A 4,461-nucleotide genomic window follows, 5' to 3' on the forward strand; every position below is an offset into this window, starting at 1 on the left:
ACGCCGCCGCGGCGGCGTCGGCCACCGGCATGACCGTCAGCCGCTCCTGGTGCTGGTCGAGCGTCCTGGCCTCGTCGAGGCCGTACGGACCGACCCGCGTCCTGCGCAGCGCCGTGAGATGCCCCCCGACGCCGAGTCCCGCGCCGAGGTCACGCGCGAGGGCGCGGATGTACGTACCGGAGGAGCAGACGACCGACACGACCAGGTCGACCACGGGCGTACCATCCTCGGCGACGTCCGGGCGGACGTCGTACACCCGGAACGAGGAGACGGTCACCGGCCGGGCCGGGATCTCGAAGTCCTCACCGCCCCGTACGCGCGCGTACGACCGCTTCCCGTCGATCTTGATGGCGCTGACCTTCGACGGCACCTGCATGATCGCGCCGCTGAGCGCGGCCACCCCGGCGTCGATGCCCTCGCGGGTGACGCCGGACGCGTCGGTGGACGAGATGGTCTCGCCCTCGGCGTCGTCGGTGACGGTGTCCTGCCCCAGCCTGATGGTGCCGAGGTACTCCTTCTCGGTCAGGGCGAGGTGCCCCAGCAGTTTGGTGGCCCGTTCCACGCCGAGGACGAGTACGCCCGTCGCCATGGGGTCGAGCGTGCCGGCGTGGCCGACGCGGCGGGTCCTGGCGATGCCGCGCATCTTGGCCACGACATCGTGCGAAGTGAAGCCCGACGGCTTGTCCACGATGACAAGGCCGTCGGGCGTGGGGAGTTGCTGTGTCATTTAGCGGCGGCGCCGTCCGTGTCGTCCGTGTCGTCGTCGCCGCCCGCGCGGCCCGCGGCTCCGGCGGCGCCGGTCGCTTCTGCAGCCTCCGCGGCCTCCGCGGCGTCCTCCTCGTAGCCCTCGTCATCGGGCTTCCGGTAAGGGTCGGCGTCGCCCGCGTAGGTCTTACCGGTCGACACCTCACGCACCTCGGCGTCCTTGGCGCGCGCCTTGTCGAGAAGATCCTCTATGGTGCGGGCGTTGTCCGGCAGGGCGTCCGGGACGAACGCCAGCGTCGGCGTGAACCGCACGCCGGTCTGACGGCCCACCTCGGACCGCAGGACGCCCTTGGCGCTCTCCAGGGCCGCGGCGGACGCCGCGCGCTCCTCGTCGTCGCCGTAGACCGTGTAGAAGACCGTGGCCTCCCGCAGGTCGCCGGTGACCCGGGCGTCCGTGATGGTCACGAAGCCCAGCCGCGGATCCTTGATACGCCGGTCCAGGGTCTCCGCGACCACGACCTGGATGCGGTCGGCCAGCTTGCGGGCCCGCGCGTTGTCGGTCACCGGTCCGTCACTCTTCCTTCTGGGTTTCTTGTCTGCTGCTCTTGCTGCCGCGACCGGGGCCGCCCGCCGGGGCGGGTGGCTCAGTCGTCGTCTCCGTGCAGCCGCCGTCGTACCGACAGCAGCTCCACCTCCGGCCGGCCGGCGACCATGCGCTCGCACCGGTCCAGAACGTCCCTCAGATGCACCGTGTCCCCGGACACCACCGCGAGTCCGATCTCGGCCCTGCGATGGAGATCCTGGTCGCCGGTCTCCGCCACACTCACGGCGAACTTCCGCTGGAGTTCGGCGACGATCGGCCGGACGACGGAGCGTTTCTCCTTCAGCGACCGTACGTCGCCGAGGAGCAGGTCGAAGGACAGTGTCCCCACATACATGTGTATCCGGATGTCCCGCCGGTACGGGTTCGGGCCCGCCAGCGCTTGGCAGGGGCACATAAACCGTACACGGAACGGCCGGGGCCGATCGACGGAATTAGCATCCGTCGACCGGCCCCGGAACGTGTCACCAGCCGTGCCTGGTCAGCCGTACGTGGTCAGCCGGTACGGGGCGGGCAGGCCGCCCCGTACCAGGCCACTCGTACGTCAGCCGCGCGGCTTCTCGCGCATCTCGTACGTCGCGATGACGTCGTCGATCTTGATGTCGTTGAAGTTTCCGAGGTTGATACCGCCCTCGAAGCCTTCGCGGATCTCGGTGACATCGTCCTTGAAGCGGCGCAGACCCTGGATGTTGAGGTCCTCCGCGATGACCTTGCCATCGCGGACGAGCCGTGCCTTGGTGTTGCGCTTGACCTCGCCGGACCGGATGAGAACACCCGCGATGTTGCCGAGCTTGGACGAGCGGAAGACCTCGCGGATCTCCGCCGTACCGAGCTCGATCTCCTCGTACTCCGGCTTGAGCATGCCCTTGAGGGCCGCCTCGATCTCCTCGATGGCCTGGTAGATCACCGAGTAGTAGCGGACGTCGACACCCTCGCGGTCGGCCATCTGCGAGGCACGCCCCGCGGCACGAACATTGAAGCCGATGACGATGGCGTCGGAGCCCATCGCCAGGTCGATGTCGGACTCCGTGACCGCACCGACGCCGCGGTGCAGGACCCGGATGTCGACCTCTTCGCCGACGTCGAGCTGGAGCAGCGAGGACTCGAGAGCCTCCACCGAACCGGACGCGTCGCCCTTGATGATGAGGTTGAGTTCCTGCACCAGGCCGGCCTTGAGGGCCTCGTCCAGGTTCTCCAGGGAGAACCGGACGCCCTTGCGGGCGAACGCCGCGTTCCGCTCACGGGCGGCACGCTTCTCGGCGATCTGCCGCGCGGTGCGGTCCTCGTCGACGACCAGGAAGTTGTCGCCGGCGCCGGGGACGTTGGTGAGACCCAGGACCAGGACGGGGGTCGCGGGACCCGCTTCCTCGACGTTGTTGCCGTTGTCGTCGAGCATCGCCCGGACACGGCCGTACGCGTCACCGGCGACCATCGTGTCGCCGACGCGCAGCGTGCCGCGCTGGACGAGCACGGTGGCGACGGCGCCGCGACCGCGGTCGAGGTGCGCCTCGATGGCGATACCCTGCGCGTCCTGCTCCGGGTTGGCCCGCAGGTCGAGCGAGGCGTCCGCCGTGAGGACCACGGCCTCCAGCAGGCTGTCGATGTGCAGACCCTGCTTGGCGGAGATGTCGACGAACATGGTGTCGCCGCCGTACTCCTCGGCCACGAGGCCGTACTCGGTCAGCTGACCGCGCACCTTGGTCGGGTCGGCGCCCTCGACGTCGATCTTGTTGACCGCGACCACGATCGGCACGTCGGCCGCCTTGGCGTGGTTCAGCGCCTCGATCGTCTGGGGCATCACACCGTCGTTCGCCGCCACCACGAGGATCGCGATGTCGGTGGACTTGGCACCACGGGCACGCATGGCGGTGAACGCCTCGTGACCCGGGGTGTCGATGAAGGTGATCCTGCGCTCTTCGTCGTTGACCTCGGTGGCGACCTGGTACGCGCCGATGTGCTGCGTGATACCGCCGGCCTCGCCCGCGACGACATTCGTCTTACGGATGGCGTCGAGGAGCCGGGTCTTACCGTGGTCGACGTGACCCATGACGGTCACGACCGGCGGACGCGCGACGAGGAACTCCTCGCCGCCCTCGTCCTCGCCGAACTCGATGTCGAAGGACTCGAGAAGCTCGCGGTCCTCCTCCTCCGGGCTGACGATCTCGACGACGTAGTTCATCTCGCCGGCGAGCACGTGCAGGGTCTCGTCGGAGACGGACTGCGTGGCAGTGACCATCTCGCCGAGGTTCATCATCACGGCGACGAGCGACGCCGGGTTGGCGTTGATCTTCTCCGCGAAGTCGGTGAGCGACGCACCGCGCGACAGCCGGACAACCTGGCCCTGGCCACGCGGCAGCATCACGCCGCCTACCGACGGGGCCTGCATGGCCTCGTACTCCTGGCGCCTCTGCCGCTTCGACTTACGGCCACGACGGGCCGGTCCACCGGGACGGCCGAACGCGCCCTGTGTGCCACCACGGCCACCGGGACCACCCGGACGACCGCCGAAGCCGGGACGGCCACCGCCGCCACCGAAACCGCCACCACCGGGACGACCCGGAGCGCCGCCACCGCCGCCACCGGGACGACCGGCGAAGCCACCGCCGCCACCGCCACCGGGACGACCGGCGAAACCGCCGCCGCCACCGGGACGACCGCCGCCACCGCCACCGGCGGGCCTGCCGGCACCACCGGGACCACGGCCACCGCCGGGGCCACCGCCGGGACGCGGACCCGCGGCGGGACGCTGCGGCATCATGCCCGGGTTCGGACGGTTACCGGCGGGGGCGCCGCCGGGACGCGGAGCGCCACCGGGACGGGGCATACCACCGGGGCTGGGGCGACCGCCCTGGCCACCGGCACCGGCCTGCGGACGGGGACCGCCCTGACCGGCGCCCTGCGGACGCGGACCACCGGGAGCGCCGGCGCCGCCGGGGCGCGGGGCGCCACCCGGACGGGGCGCCTGCGGGCGCGCCATTCCGGTGGAGCCACCCGAGGTGAAGGGGTTGTTGCCCGGACGGGGACCCGCCGGACGAGCACCCGGACGGGCACCCTGACCCGCGGGACGCGCGGGGCGTTCGCCGCCGCGGCCACCGTCACGGCCGCCGTCGCGCTGACCGCCGGCCGGAGCCGGACGGCGGTCAGCGCGACGGCGG

General features: G+C 71.2%; 4 protein-coding genes. All 4 read right to left on the reverse strand.

Annotated features, from left to right (window positions below; genetic code table 11):
* A partial coding sequence (gene truB / locus BHU15_RS25740) for a tRNA pseudouridine(55) synthase TruB (protein WP_069629370.1) occupies positions 1-727 on the reverse strand: 727 nt, incomplete at its 3' end.
* The gene (gene rbfA, locus BHU15_RS25745) at positions 724-1,269 is read right to left on the reverse strand and encodes a 30S ribosome-binding factor RbfA (RefSeq protein ID WP_069629371.1); all 546 of its coding nucleotides are present in this window, start codon (positions 1,267-1,269) and stop codon (positions 724-726) included. The genes rbfA and truB, both read right to left, overlap by 4 nt.
* An 80-nt stretch (positions 1,270-1,349) precedes the next feature.
* Positions 1,350-1,643, reverse strand: coding sequence for a DUF503 domain-containing protein (locus tag BHU15_RS25750; protein ID WP_023538299.1), 294 nt, complete (start codon positions 1,641-1,643; stop codon positions 1,350-1,352).
* A gap of 207 nt (positions 1,644-1,850) precedes the next feature.
* Positions 1,851-4,461: translation initiation factor IF-2 (gene infB, locus BHU15_RS25755; protein ID WP_079128374.1), on the reverse strand; the 2,611-nt coding region annotated here is incomplete at its 5' end.

It is taken from the genome of Streptomyces niveus (assembly GCF_001723055.1).
In the GTDB taxonomy this organism is placed as follows: Bacteria; Actinomycetota; Actinomycetes; order Streptomycetales; family Streptomycetaceae; genus Streptomyces; species Streptomyces niveus.

Excerpts from the sequence above, each read along its gene's own strand:
- BHU15_RS25750 (WP_023538299.1), bottom strand. The coding sequence starts at position 1,643 with ATGTATGTGGGGACACTGTCCTTCGACCTGCTCCTCGGCGACGTACGG.